We start from the raw sequence: 18,363 nt of genomic DNA, 5'->3' as shown, positions 1-18,363 counted from the left end.
GACCTGCGGTTTCTCATCTGAGCCCCCTGTCGGATTCGAACCGACGACCTACGCATTACAAGTGCGTTGCTCTGGCCAGCTGAGCTAAGGAGGCGTGCCGGAGCAGTCTAACCAACCCGGCCCCCGGCCCCGTGCAGAAATTTCACAGCCAGTGAACTACTGACAGATTCGAAACCTCCAGGTAGCGTCCATGCAGGTTCACTCAGATGGACCAGACCACTCCCTTACAACGGATCGTCCGGCACGTTCCTGCCGGTGGAGGAGAAGAATCAGCATGGCCAGTGTCACGTTCGACAAGGCGTCCCGCGTCTACCCCGGCTCCACGAAGCCCGCGGTCGACCAGCTCGAGATCGACATCGCGGACGGCGAGTTCCTCGTCCTCGTCGGTCCCTCCGGTTGTGGCAAGTCCACCTCGCTCCGCATGCTCGCGGGTCTCGAGGACGTCAACGGCGGTTCCATCCGCATCGGTGACCGCGACGTCACGCACCTGCCGCCGAAGGACCGGGACATCGCCATGGTGTTCCAGAACTACGCGCTGTACCCGCACATGACCGTCGCGGACAACATGGGCTTCGCGCTCAAGATCGCCGGTGTGAACAAGACCGACATCCGGGCGAAGGTCGAAGAGGCCGCCAAGATGCTGGACCTCACCGACTACCTGGACCGCAAGCCGAAGGCGCTCTCCGGTGGTCAGCGCCAGCGTGTGGCGATGGGCCGCGCGATCGTGCGTGAGCCCCAGGTCTTCCTCATGGACGAGCCGCTGTCGAACCTCGACGCCAAGCTCCGTGTCTCCACCCGTACGCAGATCGCCTCGCTCCAGCGCCGCCTGGGCATCACCACCGTGTACGTCACGCACGACCAGGTCGAGGCCCTCACCATGGGCGACCGCGTCGCGGTCCTCAAGGACGGCCTCCTCCAGCAGGTCGACTCGCCGCGCAACATGTACGACCGCCCGGCCAACCTCTTCGTCGCCGGCTTCATCGGCTCCCCCGCGATGAACCTGGTCGAGGTCCCGATCACCGACGGCGGCGTGAAGTTCGGCAACAGCGTCGTCCCGGTCTCCCGCGAGGCGCTGACCGCCGCCGCGAACCGCGGCGACACCACCGTCACGGTCGGCATCCGCCCCGAGCACTTCGACATCGTGGAGCACGGCGGCGCCGCCGCGAAGACCCTCACCAAGGACTCCTCGGACGCCCCGGCCGGCCTGGCCGTCTCGGTCAACGTGGTCGAGGAGCTCGGCGCCGACGGCTTCGTCTACGGTGCCGCCGAGGTCGGTGGCGAGCACAAGGACCTGGTCGTCCGCGTCGGCGGCCGCGCCGTCCCGGAGAAGGGCACCAAGCTGCACGTCGTGCCCCGCCCGGACGAGCTGCACGTCTTCGCCACGTCGACCGGTGAGCGCCTCACCGACTGACGTCGCACACGCTGTACGGTGGCCCCGCACGATCTCCGTGCGGGGCCACCGCGCGTCCCGGGCACCGTCCGCAGCCCCGGACGCGTTTGAAGCGGCGGAGGCGAATTCCCCGCCAGAACGGTCATTTCGCTTCCGTTCGTCAACACGCGATTCGAAAAGCACACTCGAACCATCCCCCGCGAGGGTGACGTAATGTCGCCACGCCATCACCGGCCGCTACGCTCGCTGCGTGACCCACACCGTGCGCCGTATCGGCCGAACTCTCGCTTTCGTACTGCCCGTCGTCATGGTCCTGTCCGGGACCCTCGCGGTCACCGCCGTGCCGTGGGCAGCCAGCAACTCCGACTCGCAGCTCCTCGCCGCGTCGGCACGTACCGTCCCCGACGCCAAGGGCGCCGAGGCCGCCGTCAAGCAGCGCGCCCCGCAGGACGTCCTGCGCGACCGGCTCCTCCAGGAGCTCCGCGCCAAGGACCCGGGTGTCGCGCTGACGGACCTCCAGCGCGCCGTCGAGGGACGCCCGTCGCTCGCCAAGCACTGCATGTCCATCGCGAAGACCCTGGGCAAGGCCGCCGTCGACAAGTACGGCCCGACGCGCGCGCACCGCTTCTCGCGCCCCGTCTGCGACACCTCGTTCGCCTCGGGCGTCGCCCAGTTCAGCTGACCGACGCGACACTCCCCGCTGCCGGGCACGGCTTATCGTGCCTGGCATGCATACGTTTCCGACGCAGGCCGTGATCCTGGCGGGTGGCCAGGGGTCACGGCTGCGCCCGTATACCGATGACCGCCCCAAGCCGATGGTCGAGATCCCGGGTACCGGGACGCCGATCATCGGCCATCAGCTTTCCTGGCTGGCCGCCGAGGGCGTGACCGACGCCGTGGTGTCGTGCGGGCATCTGGCCGAGGTGCTCCAGGAGTGGCTGGCCGACGCGGTGCTGCCGCTGCGCGTCACGACGGTGGTGGAGTCCGAGCCGCTGGGACGCGGCGGCGGCCTGAAGTACGCGGCGGCGCGGCTGCCCGAGCCGGACGAGCCCTGGTACGCGACCAACGGGGACATCTGGACGCGGTTCTCGCTGCGCGAGATGGCGGCCTTCCACGCGGAGCGCGACGCGACCGCGACCCTGGCGCTGGCCCGGCCCCGCATTCCGTGGGGCGCGGTCGAGACGGACGCGTTCGGGCACATCACGGACTTCATCGAGGCGCCGCCGTCGCCGTATCTGATCAATGCCGGGGTGTACGTGTTCTCCCCCGCCTTCACGGGACTGCTGCCGGACCGGGGCGACCACGAGCGGACCACGTTCCCCCGGCTGGCCCGCGAACGCCGGCTGGCCGGGTATCCCTTGCCGCACGGGGCGTACTGGCGGGCGATCGACACCGCGAAGGACCTGACGGAGGCCGCCAAGGAGCTGGACGGGCGGTAGGACGTACGACGACGGGGCGGGCCCGGAGGATTTCCCTCCGGGCCCGCCCCGTCTCCCGTGGGGCGCCCGCCGTCAGCCGAGGAGGCCGCCGATCGGGTTGCGGCCCCCGCTGCCGCCGTCGCCGCCCGAGCTGGACCCGGGGTCGGGCTCGGAGCCGCCGGTGGTGGAGCCGCCGCCGGTGCCGGTGGTCCCGGAGGAGCTGGGGCCGGAGCTGGTGGCGGGCGGCTGCTGGGGGGTGGTCTGCTGCGGGGGCTGCTGGCCGGTGCCCTGGGTCTGGCTGGGCTGTCCGGTGCTCGCGCCCGCCGCCTGGCCCGTCTCCCGGACGCTCTCCGAGGACGGGGTCGAGGCGTCGGCGGACGGGGTGTGCGGTGCGGTGCTGTGCGAGGGCGTGGGCTGCCGGCCGGTCGGGCTCTTCGACGCCTTGCCCTTGCGGGACTTGTCGGGGAGGGGCGAGCCGGGCAGCTGGTTCGTGGGGACGCCGTGGGGGCCGGGGACCGTGACGACCTCCGTGGAGCGGACGGCACCGCCGAGGACGGAGCCGATGAGCAGGGTGAGGCCGACGACGATGCTGGCGACGACGGCGCCCCGGCGCAGCACGCGGCGGCGCAGGTCCCAGATCTCGGAGCGGGGGCCGAGCTTGCGCCAGGCTTCCCCGGCGAGCCGTCCGTCGATGGAGTAGACGGGGGCGCCCGCGATGATCAGCGGGCTCCAGGCGGCGAGGTAGATGATGTCCGGCGCGTCGTAGGCGGCGACGGTGCGCCAGCTGACGGTGACCAGGAGGGCCGCGGACAGCAACGCGCCGACGGTGGCGGCGACCCGCTGCCAGAGCCCGAGGACGGTGAGGACGCCGACGACGACCTGGAGGAAGGCGATCGAGAGCCCGGCACCGACCGGGTGCGACAGGGCGAACTCGCGCAGCGGCTCGGCCAGCGCCCACGGATGGAGCGAGTTGAGCCACTTGACCATCGAGCCGCGCTCGCCGCCGTCGAAGTAGACGGGGTCGCAGAGCTTGCCCATGCCCGCGTAGATGGAGATGAAGCCGAGGAACACCCGCATCGGCAGCAGGACGACGCCGAGGTTCATGCGGCGGCCCGGGTAGTACGCGTGGCGCACGTCGTCGGTGCCGCCCTGACGCCGGCCGCGGTCCTCCTCGTCGGTGAGGTCGACGGCGGGCTCGTCGTCGTACGGGCCCCGCGCGTCGTAGCGGTCCGGGTCGTACGGGCCGGGGTCGACGGGGTCGTAGGCACCGACCGCCCGGCGCATCGGGGGCAGCAGCGGGCCGCCGGAGCGGGGTGCGCCGATGACCGGGGTGGGCTGGGTCTCCTCGAGCGAGGACTCGTCGAGGCGCGGGATGACCTGGGTGCCGCCGCCGCGCCCTTGGTCGAACTCGTAGGAGGCGTACGGGTCGTAGGGGTCGTACGCGGTGTCGGGGCGGCCGGCGGTGGAGTTGCGTACGGCCTGGAGGAGTCCGGTGGCGCCGGGGTCGCCGGGGGCGGACTTGCCGCTCCAGACGACGGGGGCGCGCCGGCCGCGTCCCGCTCCGGGGGCGCTCATGGCGGGGATCCTGGGCGCGCCGGCGGAGGTCACACCGCGCAGCCGAGCGCGCTGGCCGGGCGCGAGCTGCACCCGGAAGCTGGCGTGGTTGACGATGACCTGCGCAGGGTCGCAGTCCACCTTGGTCATGCTCAGGGCGGGTAGTTCGTCGAACCGAGGCGTTCTGGTGTCCACACTCATCTAACCGAGTGATGTGTGATTAGGACACTGCCTCCACCGTGTCGAAGGTGTCCGAGACCCGTCAACAGGTGGTGGGGGGTTGCGCGGGGGCGCGTGCACGTGCGCGCGCGCCCCCGGGTGGCCCGTTCCGGGCCGGTGGATCAGGCGCGGCGGCGCGCGACCTCGTACATCACGATGCCGGCGGCGACACCGGCGTTGAGCGATTCGGCACCGCCCGGCATGTTGATGCGGACGCGGTAGTCGCAGGTCTCGCCGACGAGGCGGCCGAGGCCCTTGCCCTCGCTGCCGATGACGATGACGACGGGCCCGGCGAGCGCTTCGAGGTCCTCGACGGTGTGCTCGCCGTCGGCGGCGAGGCCGACAACCGCGATGCCCTCCTTCTTGAAGGCTTCGAGGGCGCGGGTCAGGTTGGTGACCTTGGAGACGGGGGTCCGGGCGGCGGTACCGGCCGAGGACTTCCAGGCACCCGCGGTCATGCCGGCCGCGCGGCGCTCGGGGACGACGACGCCGTGGCCGCCGAAGGCGGAGACGGAGCGGACGATCGCGCCGAGGTTGCGCGGGTCGGTGACGCCGTCCAGGGCGACGATGAGCGGGTCCTCGCCGTTGTCGTACGCGGCTTCGAGGAGGTCCTGCGGGTCGGCGTACTCGTACGGCGGGACCTGGAGGACGAGACCCTGGTGGTTGAGCCCGCCCGTCATGCGGTCGAGCTCGGGGCGCGGCGCCTCCATGAGGTTGATGTTGCCGCGCTCACCGGCGAGCTGGAGGGCCTCACGGACGCGCTCGTCGTTGTCGATGTACTGCTGGACGTAGAGCGTGGTGGCGGGCACGCCGTCGCGCAGGGCCTCGAAGACCGGGTTGCGGCCGACGACCATCTCCGAGGTGCCCTTGACGCCGCCGCGCCGGGGGGCGGGACGGCGGTTGGCGGCCTGCTTGGCCTTGGCGGTCGCGATGCGGTTCTTCTTGTGCTTCTTGCGCTCCTCGGCGGGCGGGGTGGGGCCCTTGCCCTCGAGGCCACGGCGTCGCTGGCCACCGCTGCCGACCGTGGCGCCCTTCTTGTTGGACGTGCGGCGGTTCCTGCGCTGGCTGTTCCCGGCCATGACCTACCTGTTTCGTTGCTTCGTCGTGCGTACGTATAAGTGCAGTGTGCCGCCCGGCGGACCGGGCGGCATGTGGTGGGCTACTGGCGCGGGCCGAGTGTCCACCGGGGGCCGGACGGGCTGTCCTCGATGACGAGTCCGGACTGGTTGAGCTGGTCGCGGATGGCGTCGGCGGCGGCCCAGTCCTTGCGGGCGCGCGCGGACTGCCGCTGGTCGAGGACGAGGCGGACCAGGGTGTCCACCACGCCGTGGAGGTCGTCGCCGCGGTCGCCCTCGCCGGCCCAGTGGTCGTCCAGCGGGTCGAGGCCGAGGACGCCGAGCATGGCGCGGACCTCCGCGAGGCGCGCGACGGCGGCTTCCTTGTCGTCGGCGGCGAGGGCGGAGTTGCCCTGGCGGACCGTGGTGTGGACGATCGCGAGGGCCTGCGGGACGCCGAGGTCGTCGTCCATGGCCTCGGCGAAGGCGGGCGGCACCTCGGCGGCCGGGGCGACGGTCTCGCCGGCCTTCTCGGTGACCCGCTGGACGAAGCCCTCGATGCGGGCGAACGCGGACTCGGCCTCGCGCAGGGCCTCCTCGCTGTACTCGATCATGGACCGGTAGTGCGGGGTGCCCAGGTAGTAGCGCAGGACGATGGGGCGCCAGGTCTTGACCATCTCGCTGACGAGCACGGAGTTGCCCAGCGACTTCGACATCTTCTCGCCGGACATGGTGACCCAGCCGTTGTGCACCCAGTAGCCCGCGAAGTCGTCGCCGAACGCCTTGGCCTGGGCGATCTCGTTCTCGTGGTGCGGGAAGATCAGGTCGATGCCGCCGCCGTGGATGTCGAAGGCGGTGCCGAGGTACTTGTGCGCCATGGCGGAGCACTCCAGGTGCCAGCCGGGGCGGCCGCGGCCCCAGGGCGTCTCCCAGCTGGGCTCGCCGGGCTTGGACGCCTTCCACATGGCGAAGTCGCGCTGGTCCCGCTTGCCGGTCTCGCCCTCCCCGGAGGGCTGGCGCAGGTCGTCCAGATCCTGGTTGGACAGCTCCAGATAGCCGGGGAACGAGCGCACGTCGAAGTAGACGTTGCCCTCGGCGGCGTACGCGTGGCCGCGCTCGATGAGGCCCCGCATCATCTCGATCATCTCCGGGACGTGCCCGGTCGCGCGCGGTTCGTAGGTGGGCGGCAGGCAGCCGAGCGCGTCGTAGCCCGCGTTGAACGCCCGCTCGTTCTCGTAACCGATGGACCACCAGGGGCGGCCCTGCTCGGCGGACTTGGTGATGATCTTGTCGTCGATGTCCGTGACGTTCCGGACGAACGTCACGTCGTAGCCGCGGTAGGCGAACCAGCGGCGCATGATGTCGAAGTTCAGTCCGGACCTGATGTGCCCGATGTGCGGGGCGGCCTGGACGGTAGCGCCACAGAGGTAGATCGAGACACAGCCCGCTGTGAGCGGGACGAAGTCACGGATCTGCCGGGCGCTGGTGTCGTACAGGCGAATAGTCACCCCTCAAGGGTAGTGGGCCCGCACCAGTGCCCCGCGCCCCTGTGGATATTGCGGGCGCAGTTGTTACGGGGGCGGGCGCGGGCGCGTTACTACAGGGCGGGGGCGGGCGCCCGCGCGCGGGGTCAGCCGGTGCGGTAGACGAGGGCGGTCGCGAGGCCGGCGATGCCCTCGCCGCGGCCGGTGAAACCCAGCCCGTCGGAGGTCGCGGCGGACAGCGAGACGGGGGCGCCGACGGCGTCGGACAGCACCTGCTGCGCCTCCTCGCGCCGCTTGCCGATCTTCGGGCGTACGCCGACGACCTGCACGGCCACGTTGCCGATCTCGAACCCCGCCGCGCGGACGATGCGGGCGGCCTCGGTGAGCAGGGTGACCCCGGCGGCGCCGGACCACTCGGGCCGCCCCGTGCCGAAGTGCTGCCCCAGGTCGCCGAGGCCGGCGGCGGAGAAGAGCGCGTTGCACGCGGCGTGGGCGACGACGTCCGCGTCGGAGTGGCCGGCCAGGCCGGGGCCCTCGCCGTCCCAGCGCAGACCGGCGCACCACAGCTCGCGGCCCTCTTCGAAGGCGTGGATGTCGGTGCCGATGCCGACGAGCGGGATGACGGGGGCGGGGCCCTGGGCGGGCCCGGGGGTGTCAGAAGCCATCGTTGGCCCTCCTGCGTGCGAGAACCGCCTCGGCCAGGACCAGGTCCAGGGGGCGGGTGACCTTGAACGCCTCTTCGTGTCCGGGGACGACGACGACGGGCGCGCCGAGCTGTTCGACCATGCCCGCGTCGTCGGTCGCGCCCTCGCCGCTGACAGCGACCTGCTCGTGGGCGCGGAGCAGGGTGGCGCGGTCGAAGCCCTGCGGGGTCTGTACGGCCCTGAGCCGGGCGCGGGCCGGGGTGGAGAGCACCGGCTCGGGCGCGCCGGGGGCCCCGGGCTCGACCTCCTTGACGGTGTCGGCGAGCGGCAGGGCGGGAACGACGGCGGGGGCGCCGTCGCGTACGGCCTCGACCACCGCGTCGACGGTGTCCACGGGGACGAGGGGCCGGGCCGCGTCGTGCACCAGGACGGCGGAGATGGTGCCGGGGAGCGCGTCCAAGCCGCGCTTCACGGATTCCTGGCGGGTCTCGGCTCCGGGCACGACGAGGAAGTCGGTGCGCTCCGGCAGGGCGTACTCGTCCAGGAGGGCGCGGACCTCGGCGACGCCCTCGGGCGGTGCGACGACGACGACCAGGGACACGTGCCGGGAGGCCGCCATGGCACGGACGGCGTGCACGAGCATGGGCGTCCCGCCGAGCGCGCGGAGCGCCTTGGGGGCGCCCGGGCCGAGCCGAACGCCGCGGCCGGCCGCGGGGATCACGGCGGCCGTGCGGTAAGGACGCGGTTCTTCAGACATCGGTTGCACTCCGAGGCTTCGGCATGTTTGTGTCCACGGCCGACGTGGGTATGGCCACAAGCGAGCCGGGCGCTGCGCCATGACTCGACCGGGACCCTTTCCGTGACCCCGGGCGAGCCGGGACACGCCGCGGCCGTTCGGGGTCGGTCTCGCACGCCGGTTCAGCAAGATCGCGAGCAACGTACCAAGGACGTGTACCGGGGGATCATCGGCAAGTGGCCGGAATTCGCCGTTGGATTGCGGTCCGGACATGCCGCAGCGCCCGACGACACAGCGTGAATACAGCTGGTCAGCGGGCACCGCGGCACATTATCTACGGCCGGTGCGATCCGGTCGTCATGACCGGTGCCATCCGGTTCAGGATGCGAGGACCTCGTCGAGGAGAGCCTCGGCCTTGTCCTCGTTGGTGTTCTCCGCGAGAGCGAGCTCACTCACCAGGATCTGGCGCGCCTTGGCGAGCATGCGCTTCTCACCTGCGGAGAGTCCGCGCTCACGCTCGCGACGCCACAGGTCGCGAACGACTTCGGCGACCTTGATGACATCGCCGGATGCGAGCTTCTCGAGATTTGCCTTGTAGCGCCGGGACCAGTTCGTCGGCTCCTCGGCATACGGTGCGCGCAGCACCTCGAAGACGCGGTCCAGCCCTTCCTGCCCGACTACGTCGCGCACACCCACGAACTCCGCATTGTCCGCCGGCACACGCACCGTCAAGTCGCCCTGAGCGACCTTGAGCACCAAGTAGGTCTTGTCCACGCCTTTGATCTGGCGAGTTTCGATAGCCTCGATCAGCGCGGCCCCGTGATGGGGATAGACCACGGTGTCGCCAACCTTGAACGTCATGTGACAGGTACCCCTTCCGTGGCTATCAAGCGTAACACGAGAATCGCCACTCCTGAATGGCGTTTTCGCAGGTCAGGGCATATCTCGGGGCTTGACAAGAGAGACACGGACGTGCTGCGGAGGGCCCCCGGAAGAGGGTATTCGCAGGTCGGAGCGGCTGTCCGGCGACGGAGAAACGCGGACGTTACACACACTCCGGCCCGCTTCGAAGGGGCCGAACGTCCCGTTTTGTCGGGTTCCGCTTGCTGAACATTCCGTAGTCCGTTCGATGATGGATCACTCGTTCGGACGTAAGTGCCGATGGCCAATGAAATTGATCAACGTACGACCCCGGCGGGGATTATGCGCAATGAATGCGCCACCGTCCGTGAACAGCGCAGGAAGCCCGGGGCGAACGCGTGGCCGGAATTTGATCAAGCGCGTTATGTGGAGGGACTGCGAATGTCCGTACGTGTCCGGCCCCCACGATCACGGGCCCGTCAGGGGCGGGTCGGGTGCGGGGCGGTGAGGAGGGCTCGGTAACCTGACGGCTGACAGACCCTTAGGGCGGCTTTACCCCAGGCGCCCGACCCGTCCGAACCGTCCGCACGTTCAAGGAGTTGCCGCCGCCGTGAGCCGCAGCCTTCGACACGGCGCCCTCGCCGCCACTGCCATCGCGTTCTCGATCACCGCGCTCACCGCATGCGGTGCGGGCAACAACGCGCAGACGCTCGAAGTCCGCCCGGACAACGCCTCCACCCGGTCCGGCGACATCAAGATCCAGAACGCCAACGTCATCACCCAGCCCGAGCGCGAGGCCAAGGGCCCGGCGGTCGTCACCGCCACGCTGTTCAACAACGGCTCCCGGGCGGAGACCCTGGAGTCCATCACCCTCAAGGGCGGCAGCGGCACCGTGCAGCTGCACCCCGCCGAGGGCTCGGGTCCGGTCGTCGTCCCGGCCGGCGGCCGGGTGATCCTGGGCGGCCAGGGCAACGCCTCCGCCGTCATCGAGAACGGCGACGAGGCCACGGAGAACGGCAACGTGCAGCCGCTGGTCTTCAAGCTCAGCCGCTCCGGCGACATCTCGCTGGCCGCCTCGGTCGTCCCGGCCAAGCACTACTTCAAGGGCTTCGGCCCCAGCGCGCTGCCCGAGCCGTCGAAAACGCCGGACGCCTCGCCGTCCGGCTCCGCGTCGCCGGACGCGTCCGGGAGCCCGTCCGGCGAGGCGTCGGCCTCGTCCTCGGCCTCCGAGTCCGGTCAGCCCGGCTGAGCCGCACCCCGCACCGCACATGGCCGAGGCGCCTTCCCGCCGGGGGAGGCGCCTCGGCCATGTCATGCGTACGGGCCGGCCTACGGCTCGAACTTGTACCCGAGGCCCCGGACCGTCACCAGGAACCGGGGCGCGCCCGGGTCCGGCTCGATCTTGGCGCGCAGCCGCTTCACGTGGACGTCGAGGGTCTTGGTGTCGCCCACGTAGTCCGCGCCCCAGACCCGGTCGATGAGCTGCATCCGGGTCAGCACCCGGCCCGCGTTGCGCAGCAGCATCTCCAGCAGGTCGAACTCCTTGAGCGGCAGGTCGACCTTGCCGCCGGAGACCGTGACGACGTGCCGGTCGACGTCCATGCGGACCGGTCCGGCCTCCAGGGCGGCGGGGGCGACCTCCTCGGGCTCGCCGCGGCGGCGCAGCACGGCCCGGATGCGGGCGACGAGCTCACGGGAGGAGAAGGGCTTGGTGACGTAGTCGTCGGCCCCTATCTCCAGGCCGACGACCTTGTCGATCTCGCTGTCCTTGGCGGTCACCATGATCACGGGCACGTTGGAGCGGCTGCGCAGCTGGCGGCAGACCTCGGTGCCGGGGAGTCCGGGCAGCATCAGGTCGAGCAGCACGAGGTCGGCGCCGTTGCGCTCGAACTCGTCCAGGCCGTCGGGTCCGGTGGCCGCGATGGCGACCTCGAAGCCTTCCTTGCGGAGCATGTAGGACAGGACGTCGCTGAAGGATTCCTCATCCTCGACGACAAGCACTCGGGTCACGGAAGGGCCTCCGGGGAAGGGAATGAATCGAAGGAGTCGGGGGCGGCGTCCGGGTGGGACGCCGCGTCGCCGTTGACGATGAGCGGGCCGCCGGACGCACGGTCCCGGCCGCGTGCGGAGCCCGCTTCGGGCAGCCGCAGGGTGAAGGTGGAGCCCTGTCCCTCCGAGCTCCACACGGTGACCTCCCCGCCGTGCGAGGCGGCCACGTGTTTGACGATGGCCAGGCCGAGGCCCGTACCACCGGTGGCGCGTGAGCGGGCCGGGTCGACGCGGTAGAAGCGTTCGAAGACCCGTTCCCGGTCCTTCTCGGAGATGCCGATGCCCTGGTCGGTCACGGCGATCTCGATCTCCTCCCCGCCGGGCACGACCACGCGGCGGGCGGCGATGCCGACGCGGGTGCGGGCGGGGCTGTAGTTGACGGCGTTCTCGACCAGGTTGCCCAGGGCCGCGGCGAGCTGGCCCCGGTTCCCCCATATCCGCAGGTCGGCGGTGCCGCCGGCGGCCATGGTGATCTGCTTGGAACCGGCCTGCTGGCGGCAGCGGTCGATGGCCTCGGCGACCAGCTCGTCCACGCGGACCGGCTCGGCGTCCTCCAGCGGGTCGTCGTTCTGCACCCGGGAGAGGTCGATCAGCTCCTGGACGAGGTTGGTGAGCCGGGTCGCCTCGATCTGCATCCGGCGGGCGAAGTGCTCGACGGCCTCCTGGTCGTCGGAGGCGTCGAGCACGGCCTCCGAGAGCAGGGACAGGGCGCCGGTCGGGGTCTTGAGCTCATGGCTGACGTTGGCGACGAAGTCGCGCCGGACCGCCTCGATGCGACGGGCCTCGGTGAGGTCCTCCACCAGCAGCAGCACCAGCCGGGAGCCGAGCGGGGCGACCCGCGCGGAGACCGCCAGGGCCTCGCCCCGGCCCGTGCCGCGGCGCGGGAGGTCCAGTTCGACCTGGCGTATCTCACCGTCGCGGCGGGTGTCCCGCGCCATGTTGAGCATCGGCTCGACGGCGAGGCGGCCGCCCCGGACGAGCCCCAGCGCGTACGCGGCGGAGCTGGCCTTGACGACGCTGTCGCTCTCGTCCAGCACCACCGCGGAGGAGCTGAGCACGGACAGCACCGTGTCGACGCCCGGGGGCAGCGGGGCGCCGCTGTCGGACCGCAGGGAGGTGCGCGTCGGCTTCTTCTGGTCGCGCTCGCTCCAGCGGAACGCCAGCATGGCGATCACACCGGTACCGACACCGGCGATCGCGGCAGCTGCGGCGACCGCCGCGTTCACGTCCATGTGTCCAGGTTATGCGGCGCGTCGGACACTCTCCCAGCCGTCCGGGGGCCTCCTCGGTCACTCGTCGCCCAGAGTTCACCGAGGGGCAAGGGCCGGTTCACTTGGCCGGTCGGAATCCGACGCGTACGCCCGTCACGGTGGTGTCGTGGGGTTCGGAGCCGGTCATCGGCGGGCCCCGGCCTCGGTCAAGGACTGGAGAGGGACACCCATGCGTGACGCGTACCACGAGGAACTCGACTCGATCGGCGAGGGCCTGGTCGAGATGGCACGGCTCGTCGGCTCGGCGATAGGCCGGGCGACGACGGCGATGCTCGACGCCGATCTGAAGCTGGCGGAGTCGGTGATCGCCGCCGACCAGAAGGTGGACGACCTCCAGCACGAGCTGGAGGCCCGGGCCATCGCGCTCCTGGCCCGCCAGCAGCCGGTGGCGACCGATCTGCGGATCGTCGTGACGTCGCTGCGGATGAGCGCGGACCTGGAGCGCTCGGGCGACCTCGCCCAGCACGTCGCCAAGCTGGCCCGGCTGCGCTTCCCGCAGTCCGCGGTCCCGCACGACCTGCACGCCACCATCCTGGAGATGGGCCAGCTCGCGCAGCGCCTGATGGCGAAGGCGGCCGAGGTGATCGTCACCAAGGACGTCGACCTCGCGCTCCAGCTGGAGCAGGACGACGACGAGATGGACCTGCTGCACCGCGCGCTGTTCCAGCACCTGATGGACGACCGCTGGAAGCACGGCATCGAGACGGCCGTCGACGTGACGCTGCTCGGCCGTTACTACGAGCGGTTCGCGGACCACGCGGTGTCGGTGGCGAAGCGCGTCGTCTACCTGGTGACGGGTGAGCACGCGGACGAGATCCAGCAGCCCACGCCGGTCGACGGGGCTTAGGGGCGACGGGGCGCTCAGGAAGGCTCCGGCGCGGGAAGGGCGGGGCGCTCGTGGCCGGGCGCACGCCCGCGCGCACGGCTCGTACATACGTTCCTGCGCACGTGCGCCGTTGATGCGCCCGTCCGGGTGGGCATGCAATAGGACGGGGCGGCACGACGTGTCCGTACGCCCCGGGTCGCGGGCCCCTCGATGGGCGTGCGGCCCTGTCGTACGCCTTGAGGAGGAACCATGGCCGACTCCCCCATGACCGAACCGGAGCGGGAGGCCCCCGCCGAGGTGGTGCCGCTGACCGTGCTCGGCGCCTGCGGCTGCGGATCGGGCTGCGGGTGCGGCTGCCAGTCCGGGGCGCCGTGCCAGTGCGGGGGCTGCTCCGGCTGACGCCGCCGGCCGCTGGGCCGTACGGGTTACGAGGGTGACGCCTCCGCCTTCGTGACCCGTGCCCCGGCCGGCCGCGCCGGTGCGGCGGTCTCCGCCACCGCGGTCTCCGCGTTCGGCAGGCCGCGCATGAGCAACCAGTAGCCGGCGGAGGCCACCGTGCCCAGGAGTGCGGTGGTCGCCCACAGCCAGCCGGCGCCGAAGTGGTCGATGACCACACCGGACATCAGCGGGGCGATCAGCGCGGCGGCCGACCAGGACAGGGTGTACATGCCCTGGTAGCGGCCCCTGCCGTGGGCCGGGGACAGCTGGACGACCAGGCCGTTCTGCACGGGCGCGTTGATGATCTCGGCGACCGTCCACACGCTGATGGTCAGCGCGTACACCCCGACGGAACCGGCAAAGGCCGTCAGCCCGAACCCGTACCCCGCGAGCAGCGAGGAGGCGACGAGCAGCCGGCGCGGGTCGCGGCTCTGGATGAACCGGGTGACGGGGATCTGGAGCACGACGATGAGGACGCCGTTGACGGCGATCGCCGTACCGAAGTCGGAGCTGCTGAGCCCGTCCGCGCCCATGGCCACCGGCAGGCCCACGTAACCCTGCTGGAAGATCAGCGCGATCACGAACGACAGGCCGACGACGCCCATGAACCGTCCGTCGCGCAGCACCGTGGAGAGCCGTACGCCGTCGTCGGCGGGCACCCCGCCGACCGTGGGCCCGCCGGACCGCTCCGGCCGGGACTCGGGCACCTTCAGGAAGACGACAACCGCGCAGACGAGGGTCATCGCGGCCTCGCCGACGAAGCCCGCGAGATAGCTGTACTCGGCGACGAACCCGGCACCGGCGGAGGAGACCGCGAAGCCGAGGTTGATGGCCCAGTAGTTGAGCGAGAAGGCCCGCACCCGGTCCTTCGCGGGCACGATGTCGGCGATCATCGCCTGGACCGCCGGGCGGGAGGCGTTGCTCGCCATGCCGACGACGAACGCGACCCCGGCGATGGCCGCCGGATGCGTCATGAAGCCGAGCACGGCGACCGCGGCGGCGGTGGAGAGCTGGGCGGCGAGCATGGTGGGCCGCCGCCCGATGCGGTCGGTCAGCACCCCGGCCCCGAGCGAGGAGACGACCCCGCCGAGCCCGTGGAGGGCGGCGACGAGACCGGCGTACGAGGCGGAGTAGCCGCGGTCCAGGGTCAGATAGAGGGCCATGAAGGTGGCGACGAACGCGCCCAGGCGGTTGACCAGGGTGCTGGTCCACAGCCACCAGAACTCCCTGGGGAGCCCGGAGACGGTTTCCCGGGTGGCGCGGGTGGCCCGTCCGAGACCGGTGGCAGACATACGGGTTCCCCCCAGGGACGTACGACGGATGACGCCGGGGGAAGTAAGAGGCCCACCGACGGTCCGAACATTACGAATCCGTGGGAGGCCGCTGCCACTCAATTGACGCCCCCCGTCAAACGACGGAACGCCCCCTCCTCCGGCCCTGTCCGCTCTGTGACCGGTCGCGCGCGCCTCGGACGGGTTCGATTACGCTCGGACTCATGGCCGACGCACCGTACAAGCTGATCCTCCTCCGCCACGGCGAGAGCGAGTGGAACGCGAAGAACCTGTTCACCGGATGGGTGGACGTCAACCTCACCGAGAAGGGCGAGAAGGAGGCGGTCCGCGGCGGTGAGCTGCTGAAGGACGCCGGCCTGCTCCCCGACGTGCTGCACACCTCCCTCCAGAAGCGCGCCATCCGCACCGCCCAGCTCGCGCTGGAGGCCGCGGACCGCCACTGGATCCCCGTCCACCGCTCCTGGCGTCTGAACGAGCGCCACTACGGCGCGCTCCAGGGCAAGGACAAGGCGCAGACGCTCGCCGAGTTCGGCGAGGAGCAGTTCATGCTCTGGCGCCGCTCGTACGACACCCCGCCGCCCGCCCTCGAGGACGGCACCGAGTTCTCCCAGAGCGACGACGCGCGCTACGCGACGATCCCGCCGGAGATCCGCCCGCGCACGGAGTGCCTGAAGGACGTCGTCACGCGCATGCTGCCGTACTGGTACGACGGCATCGTCCCGGACCTCCTGACCGGCCGCACGGTCCTGGTCGCCGCCCACGGCAACAGCCTCCGCGCCCTGGTCAAGCACCTCGACGGCATCTCCGACGCCGACATCGCGGGCCTGAACATCCCCACGGGCATCCCGCTCACCTACGAACTCGACGCGGAGTTCCGCCCCCTGAACCCGGGCGGCACCTACCTCGACGCGGACGCGGCCAAGGCCGCCATCGAGGCCGTGAAGAACCAGGGCAAGAAGTAACGACAGCCCCGAGAAGCCCCCGCCCTGCATCGTCGGACGGGGGCCTTCGCGTGGCACCCCGCTGAGCGAGCAGACCTTACGTCAGATCACATCACCCAACGCGAGGGCTCTCTCCGCGCTGTCGATCAGCTCCTTGTACGTGAGGACTTCAACCCGGTTCAGATGTGATGCGTGAATGCGCAGAGCCTCGCTGATTTCCGCTTCTGCAATTTCTGGCTGACTCAGCGGGTGCCCGATGAGGACGAGTGCGCTCGCCCGACGCGTATCGATCCCGAACTCCGTCAATATTCGTTCTCGGCTCTCGTCCAGGCCGACGAGGTAGTTGATGGCCTGACCAACGGCCTCGGACACCTCTCTTCTCGGCACCCAGGAGCCTCGATGCTCCTTCACCAGCTTCACACCAGCAGCTCTTTTCAGTTCGACGATGTACAGAGAGCCGTCCCCGCGGATGAGCGGGATGTCAACCTCGTCTCCAGGCACCAACCTTCGTTGCCGGGCTTCCCCGATGAAGTGTCCGCCGAATATCCAGTGCATCCCCTTTAGGGCCCTCTGCAGAGCGTGCTCGGTCGTAGTGGCATCTTCAGCCAGTCGCCGCAGCTCACGCAGGTGGGTCGCCCTGCGTTGCAGCTCTGCCGCAAGCAGGACCGTACGGCCGTCTGCATCCGCCCCGAGGACCGCAAGCGCATCGGGGGACGACACGATTCGGCGCGCGGCTCCCGCTGGATCTTTTATCTCCACCCGATTGTTCAGCACTCGCTCGGTCCACAGCGCGTGCTCTGCCATCCCACGAGGTATGTAGTAGCGCGCCGGATCTTCTGCGGGGGCTTGCATGAATCGAGCGTCCGCACCCAGCCCGCGAACGTATTGCACAATCTCCGCAAGACTACAATCAGGATGGTCTTCGAGGTATCTCTCGGCTTCCGCGCACCAGAATTCGTTCATCATGGCCACGGTTCTCGAAATCGAACCGAGCCCCAACTCGTCACGAGGGCCGTGATCCACATAACGCAATCGGTACTTCTCTTCGTAGTCGGGTCTGAGCAGTCTTCCTTCCGCGTAGTGAAGAGCATCTTGAAGTGACCGCACGACCTCCCACTCCTCCGGCTGAGCGGCCGTGAGTCGCGCCGCGCCGAGGAGTTCCGTAAGCCGCTTTCCTCCCTTTCGCCTCCCTCCGGTGCCGGACCGAATGTGGCGCAGAGTCGCGGCAAGCGCGCTCTTGACGGTTTCCTCCGTAGCGGCAGCGAGGATCCGCCCGAGGTGCATCTCGAGAGCCATGTCAGATCGTGTGGGCATGAGCGGGAGTCTGACGCATGAGCTCCGATAAGTTCGGCTCTTGTGTCCGCGCAGACGACCGATCACCGGTCCATCATCGATGCAATCCTCGACAACTGCGGCCGCTCCACGCTGCCGTACCAGCAGGCCCACCGCGGCGATACCTTCGGGACCGCGTTCTGGTTCAACGACCTCATCGCCGTGGACGACGACAACGAAACGTACGTGCAGTACCTCATGACCGCAGGGGCGTTGACCCGGTACGACCTCGCCGAGATACGTCTGCGGCCCGGGCTCTCGGAATCCCCCATGAGCGCGAACGGCCTGATGATGATGGGGTTCCAGGAGGGCTGGACGCCCCTCGGTGACACCGGCGTCTCCGTCATGCCCGCAGGTGTGCTGCACTCGCTCGCGCGGCGGAAGAAGTGGGCGTGGGCGACCGATGAAATCACCGACGGCATCGCCGCGAAGCCGGAGGACCTCGCGTTGCTGGGCGACGGTCCGATGCCGGCATATGTACTGGGCCATGACGTGGGGCCGGACCGCACTCAGCGGGAACAGGCCGTGATCATCGGTGAGATCGTACGGCGCGGCGACGGACAGGAGTTCGTCTGGGGCGGGCGCATCCCCCACGGCTGTGCCGGGGCGCCGGTCTTCGTGGGGCGCCACCTCGAGGAACGCAGCTTCCGGCTCGTGTGCCTCGGCGTCCTACTGCCCGGCGAGAGCGGGATGGCGTGTCATCGCGTGGCCGGCTTCGACCGGATACGTACCGCCGTACGAGGTCTGCCGCGGCAACCCGTCGCCGAGACCCATGACTCGGCGCCCGCCCCAACCCGGTGGTGGCGCAGACGGGAGTGACGCGCGTCACCCCGGCCCGTACCCTGGGCGCCCT

The 18,363-nt window shown here is 70.5% G+C and carries 18 protein-coding genes and 1 tRNA gene; 8 read left to right on the top strand and 11 right to left on the bottom strand.

Annotation, left to right across the window (positions count from 1 at the left end):
• Window positions 1-20: 20 nt before the first annotated feature.
• Window positions 21-94 (bottom strand) — tRNA-Thr (locus OHS17_RS18145).
• 180 nt (window positions 95-274) lie between these two features.
• Between OHS17_RS18145 and OHS17_RS18140 the strand changes: the two genes are divergently transcribed.
• The 3 genes from OHS17_RS18140 (at window position 275) to OHS17_RS18130 (ending at window position 2,829) form a co-directional block, all read left to right on the top strand.
• A complete protein-coding gene (locus OHS17_RS18140) occupies window positions 275-1,411 on the top strand; it encodes an ABC transporter ATP-binding protein (protein ID WP_330313005.1) in 1,137 nt (378 codons plus the stop codon).
• Window positions 1,412-1,640: 229 nt separating this feature from the next.
• Window positions 1,641-2,072 carry a hypothetical protein gene (locus tag OHS17_RS18135; protein ID WP_330313004.1) on the top strand — a complete coding sequence of 144 codons (432 nt, stop codon included), beginning with the start codon at window positions 1,641-1,643 and terminating at the stop codon, window positions 2,070-2,072.
• A gap of 46 nt (window positions 2,073-2,118) precedes the next feature.
• Window positions 2,119-2,829: a nucleotidyltransferase family protein gene (locus tag OHS17_RS18130; RefSeq protein WP_073964751.1), complete on the top strand. Its 711-nt coding sequence runs from the start codon at window positions 2,119-2,121 to the stop codon at window positions 2,827-2,829.
• Window positions 2,830-2,901: 72 nt separating this feature from the next.
• Here the strand turns inward: OHS17_RS18130 and OHS17_RS18125 are convergent, their stop codons facing one another.
• The 6 genes from OHS17_RS18125 to OHS17_RS18100 all read right to left on the bottom strand — a co-directional run bounded on the left by OHS17_RS18125 (window position 2,902) and on the right by OHS17_RS18100 (window position 9,361).
• Window positions 2,902-4,512, bottom strand: a complete 1,611-nt coding sequence (locus tag OHS17_RS18125; protein WP_330313003.1) for a DoxX family membrane protein — start codon at window positions 4,510-4,512, stop codon at window positions 2,902-2,904.
• Between the two features lie 191 nt (window positions 4,513-4,703).
• Complete coding sequence (gene rlmB / locus OHS17_RS18120) at window positions 4,704-5,660, bottom strand: 23S rRNA (guanosine(2251)-2'-O)-methyltransferase RlmB (protein ID WP_330313002.1); 957 nt, start codon at window positions 5,658-5,660, stop codon at window positions 4,704-4,706.
• Between the two features lie 80 nt (window positions 5,661-5,740).
• The gene (cysS, locus tag OHS17_RS18115) at window positions 5,741-7,144 is read right to left on the bottom strand and encodes a cysteine--tRNA ligase (protein ID WP_330313001.1); all 1,404 of its coding nucleotides are present in this window, start codon (window positions 7,142-7,144) and stop codon (window positions 5,741-5,743) included.
• 122 nt (window positions 7,145-7,266) lie between these two features.
• Entirely contained in the window at window positions 7,267-7,785 is a 519-nt protein-coding gene (gene ispF, locus OHS17_RS18110) for a 2-C-methyl-D-erythritol 2,4-cyclodiphosphate synthase (protein WP_330313000.1), read from the bottom strand.
• Entirely contained in the window at window positions 7,775-8,521 is a 747-nt protein-coding gene (gene ispD / locus OHS17_RS18105) for a 2-C-methyl-D-erythritol 4-phosphate cytidylyltransferase (RefSeq protein ID WP_161207973.1), read from the bottom strand. The genes ispF and ispD overlap by 11 nt, the downstream gene beginning before the upstream one ends.
• Before the next feature lie 357 nt (window positions 8,522-8,878).
• Window positions 8,879-9,361 (bottom strand): CarD family transcriptional regulator, encoded by a 483-nt coding sequence (locus OHS17_RS18100; RefSeq protein WP_006380568.1) that lies wholly within the window; start codon window positions 9,359-9,361, stop codon window positions 8,879-8,881.
• 610 nt (window positions 9,362-9,971) lie between these two features.
• On the opposite strand from OHS17_RS18100, the gene OHS17_RS18095 reads away from it, so the two are divergent.
• Window positions 9,972-10,610 (top strand): DUF461 domain-containing protein, encoded by a 639-nt coding sequence (locus tag OHS17_RS18095; protein WP_330312999.1) that lies wholly within the window; start codon window positions 9,972-9,974, stop codon window positions 10,608-10,610.
• A gap of 80 nt (window positions 10,611-10,690) precedes the next feature.
• On the opposite strand, the gene OHS17_RS18090 is transcribed toward OHS17_RS18095, so the two are convergent.
• Entirely contained in the window at window positions 10,691-11,371 is a 681-nt protein-coding gene (locus tag OHS17_RS18090; RefSeq protein WP_018519642.1) for a response regulator transcription factor, read from the bottom strand.
• Window positions 11,368-12,642: a sensor histidine kinase gene (locus OHS17_RS18085; protein WP_330312998.1), complete on the bottom strand. Its 1,275-nt coding sequence runs from the start codon at window positions 12,640-12,642 to the stop codon at window positions 11,368-11,370. Before OHS17_RS18085 ends, OHS17_RS18090 begins: the two co-directional genes overlap by 4 nt.
• A gap of 208 nt (window positions 12,643-12,850) precedes the next feature.
• Here OHS17_RS18085 and phoU point away from each other — a divergent pair, with 208 nt between their 5' ends.
• Both phoU and OHS17_RS18075 read left to right on the top strand, forming a co-directional pair.
• Window positions 12,851-13,528 carry a phosphate signaling complex protein PhoU gene (gene phoU, locus OHS17_RS18080; RefSeq protein ID WP_161207976.1) on the top strand — a complete coding sequence of 226 codons (678 nt, stop codon included), beginning with the start codon at window positions 12,851-12,853 and terminating at the stop codon, window positions 13,526-13,528.
• A 228-nt stretch (window positions 13,529-13,756) separates the two neighbouring features.
• Window positions 13,757-13,906, top strand: coding sequence for a hypothetical protein (locus tag OHS17_RS18075; protein WP_185992863.1), 150 nt, complete (start codon window positions 13,757-13,759; stop codon window positions 13,904-13,906).
• Window positions 13,907-13,932: 26 nt separating this feature from the next.
• Here OHS17_RS18075 and OHS17_RS18070 read toward each other — a convergent pair whose 3' ends face one another.
• The gene (locus tag OHS17_RS18070) at window positions 13,933-15,237 is read right to left on the bottom strand and encodes an MDR family MFS transporter (protein WP_330312997.1); all 1,305 of its coding nucleotides are present in this window, start codon (window positions 15,235-15,237) and stop codon (window positions 13,933-13,935) included.
• A 203-nt stretch (window positions 15,238-15,440) separates the two neighbouring features.
• On the opposite strand from OHS17_RS18070, the gene OHS17_RS18065 reads away from it, so the two are divergent.
• Window positions 15,441-16,199: a phosphoglyceromutase gene (locus OHS17_RS18065; RefSeq protein WP_018101617.1), complete on the top strand. Its 759-nt coding sequence runs from the start codon at window positions 15,441-15,443 to the stop codon at window positions 16,197-16,199.
• A gap of 81 nt (window positions 16,200-16,280) precedes the next feature.
• Here the strand turns inward: OHS17_RS18065 and OHS17_RS18060 are convergent, their stop codons facing one another.
• Entirely contained in the window at window positions 16,281-17,474 is a 1,194-nt protein-coding gene (locus tag OHS17_RS18060) for a Shedu anti-phage system protein SduA domain-containing protein (protein ID WP_330312996.1), read from the bottom strand.
• Between the two features lie 60 nt (window positions 17,475-17,534).
• Between OHS17_RS18060 and OHS17_RS18055 the strand changes: the two genes are divergently transcribed.
• A complete protein-coding gene (locus OHS17_RS18055) occupies window positions 17,535-18,329 on the top strand; it encodes a hypothetical protein (protein ID WP_330312995.1) in 795 nt (264 codons plus the stop codon).
• Window positions 18,330-18,363: the final 34 nt, after the last annotated feature.

This window comes from Streptomyces sp. NBC_00523 (assembly GCF_036346615.1).
Taxonomy (GTDB): Bacteria; Actinomycetota; Actinomycetes; order Streptomycetales; family Streptomycetaceae; genus Streptomyces.
This window is presented reverse-complemented; position numbering and strand designations above follow the sequence as displayed.

Excerpts from the sequence above, each read along its gene's own strand:
- OHS17_RS18140 (WP_330313005.1), top strand. The coding sequence starts at position 275 with ATGGCCAGTGTCACGTTCGACAAGGCGTCCCGCGTCTACCCCGGCTCC.
- ispF (WP_330313000.1), bottom strand. The coding sequence starts at position 7,785 with ATGGCTTCTGACACCCCCGGGCCCGCCCAGGGCCCCGCCCCCGTCATC.
- OHS17_RS18100 (WP_006380568.1), bottom strand. The coding sequence starts at position 9,361 with ATGACGTTCAAGGTTGGCGACACCGTGGTCTATCCCCATCACGGGGCC.
- rlmB (WP_330313002.1), bottom strand. The coding sequence starts at position 5,660 with ATGGCCGGGAACAGCCAGCGCAGGAACCGCCGCACGTCCAACAAGAAG.
- OHS17_RS18130 (WP_073964751.1), top strand. The coding sequence starts at position 2,119 with ATGCATACGTTTCCGACGCAGGCCGTGATCCTGGCGGGTGGCCAGGGG.
- phoU (WP_161207976.1), top strand. The coding sequence starts at position 12,851 with ATGCGTGACGCGTACCACGAGGAACTCGACTCGATCGGCGAGGGCCTG.
- OHS17_RS18075 (WP_185992863.1), top strand. The coding sequence starts at position 13,757 with ATGGCCGACTCCCCCATGACCGAACCGGAGCGGGAGGCCCCCGCCGAG.
- ispD (WP_161207973.1), bottom strand. The coding sequence starts at position 8,521 with ATGTCTGAAGAACCGCGTCCTTACCGCACGGCCGCCGTGATCCCCGCG.
- OHS17_RS18125 (WP_330313003.1), bottom strand. The coding sequence starts at position 4,512 with ATGACCAAGGTGGACTGCGACCCTGCGCAGGTCATCGTCAACCACGCC.
- OHS17_RS18085 (WP_330312998.1), bottom strand. The coding sequence starts at position 12,642 with ATGGACGTGAACGCGGCGGTCGCCGCAGCTGCCGCGATCGCCGGTGTC.
- OHS17_RS18070 (WP_330312997.1), bottom strand. The coding sequence starts at position 15,237 with ATGTCTGCCACCGGTCTCGGACGGGCCACCCGCGCCACCCGGGAAACC.
- OHS17_RS18065 (WP_018101617.1), top strand. The coding sequence starts at position 15,441 with ATGGCCGACGCACCGTACAAGCTGATCCTCCTCCGCCACGGCGAGAGC.
- OHS17_RS18060 (WP_330312996.1), bottom strand. The coding sequence starts at position 17,474 with ATGGCTCTCGAGATGCACCTCGGGCGGATCCTCGCTGCCGCTACGGAG.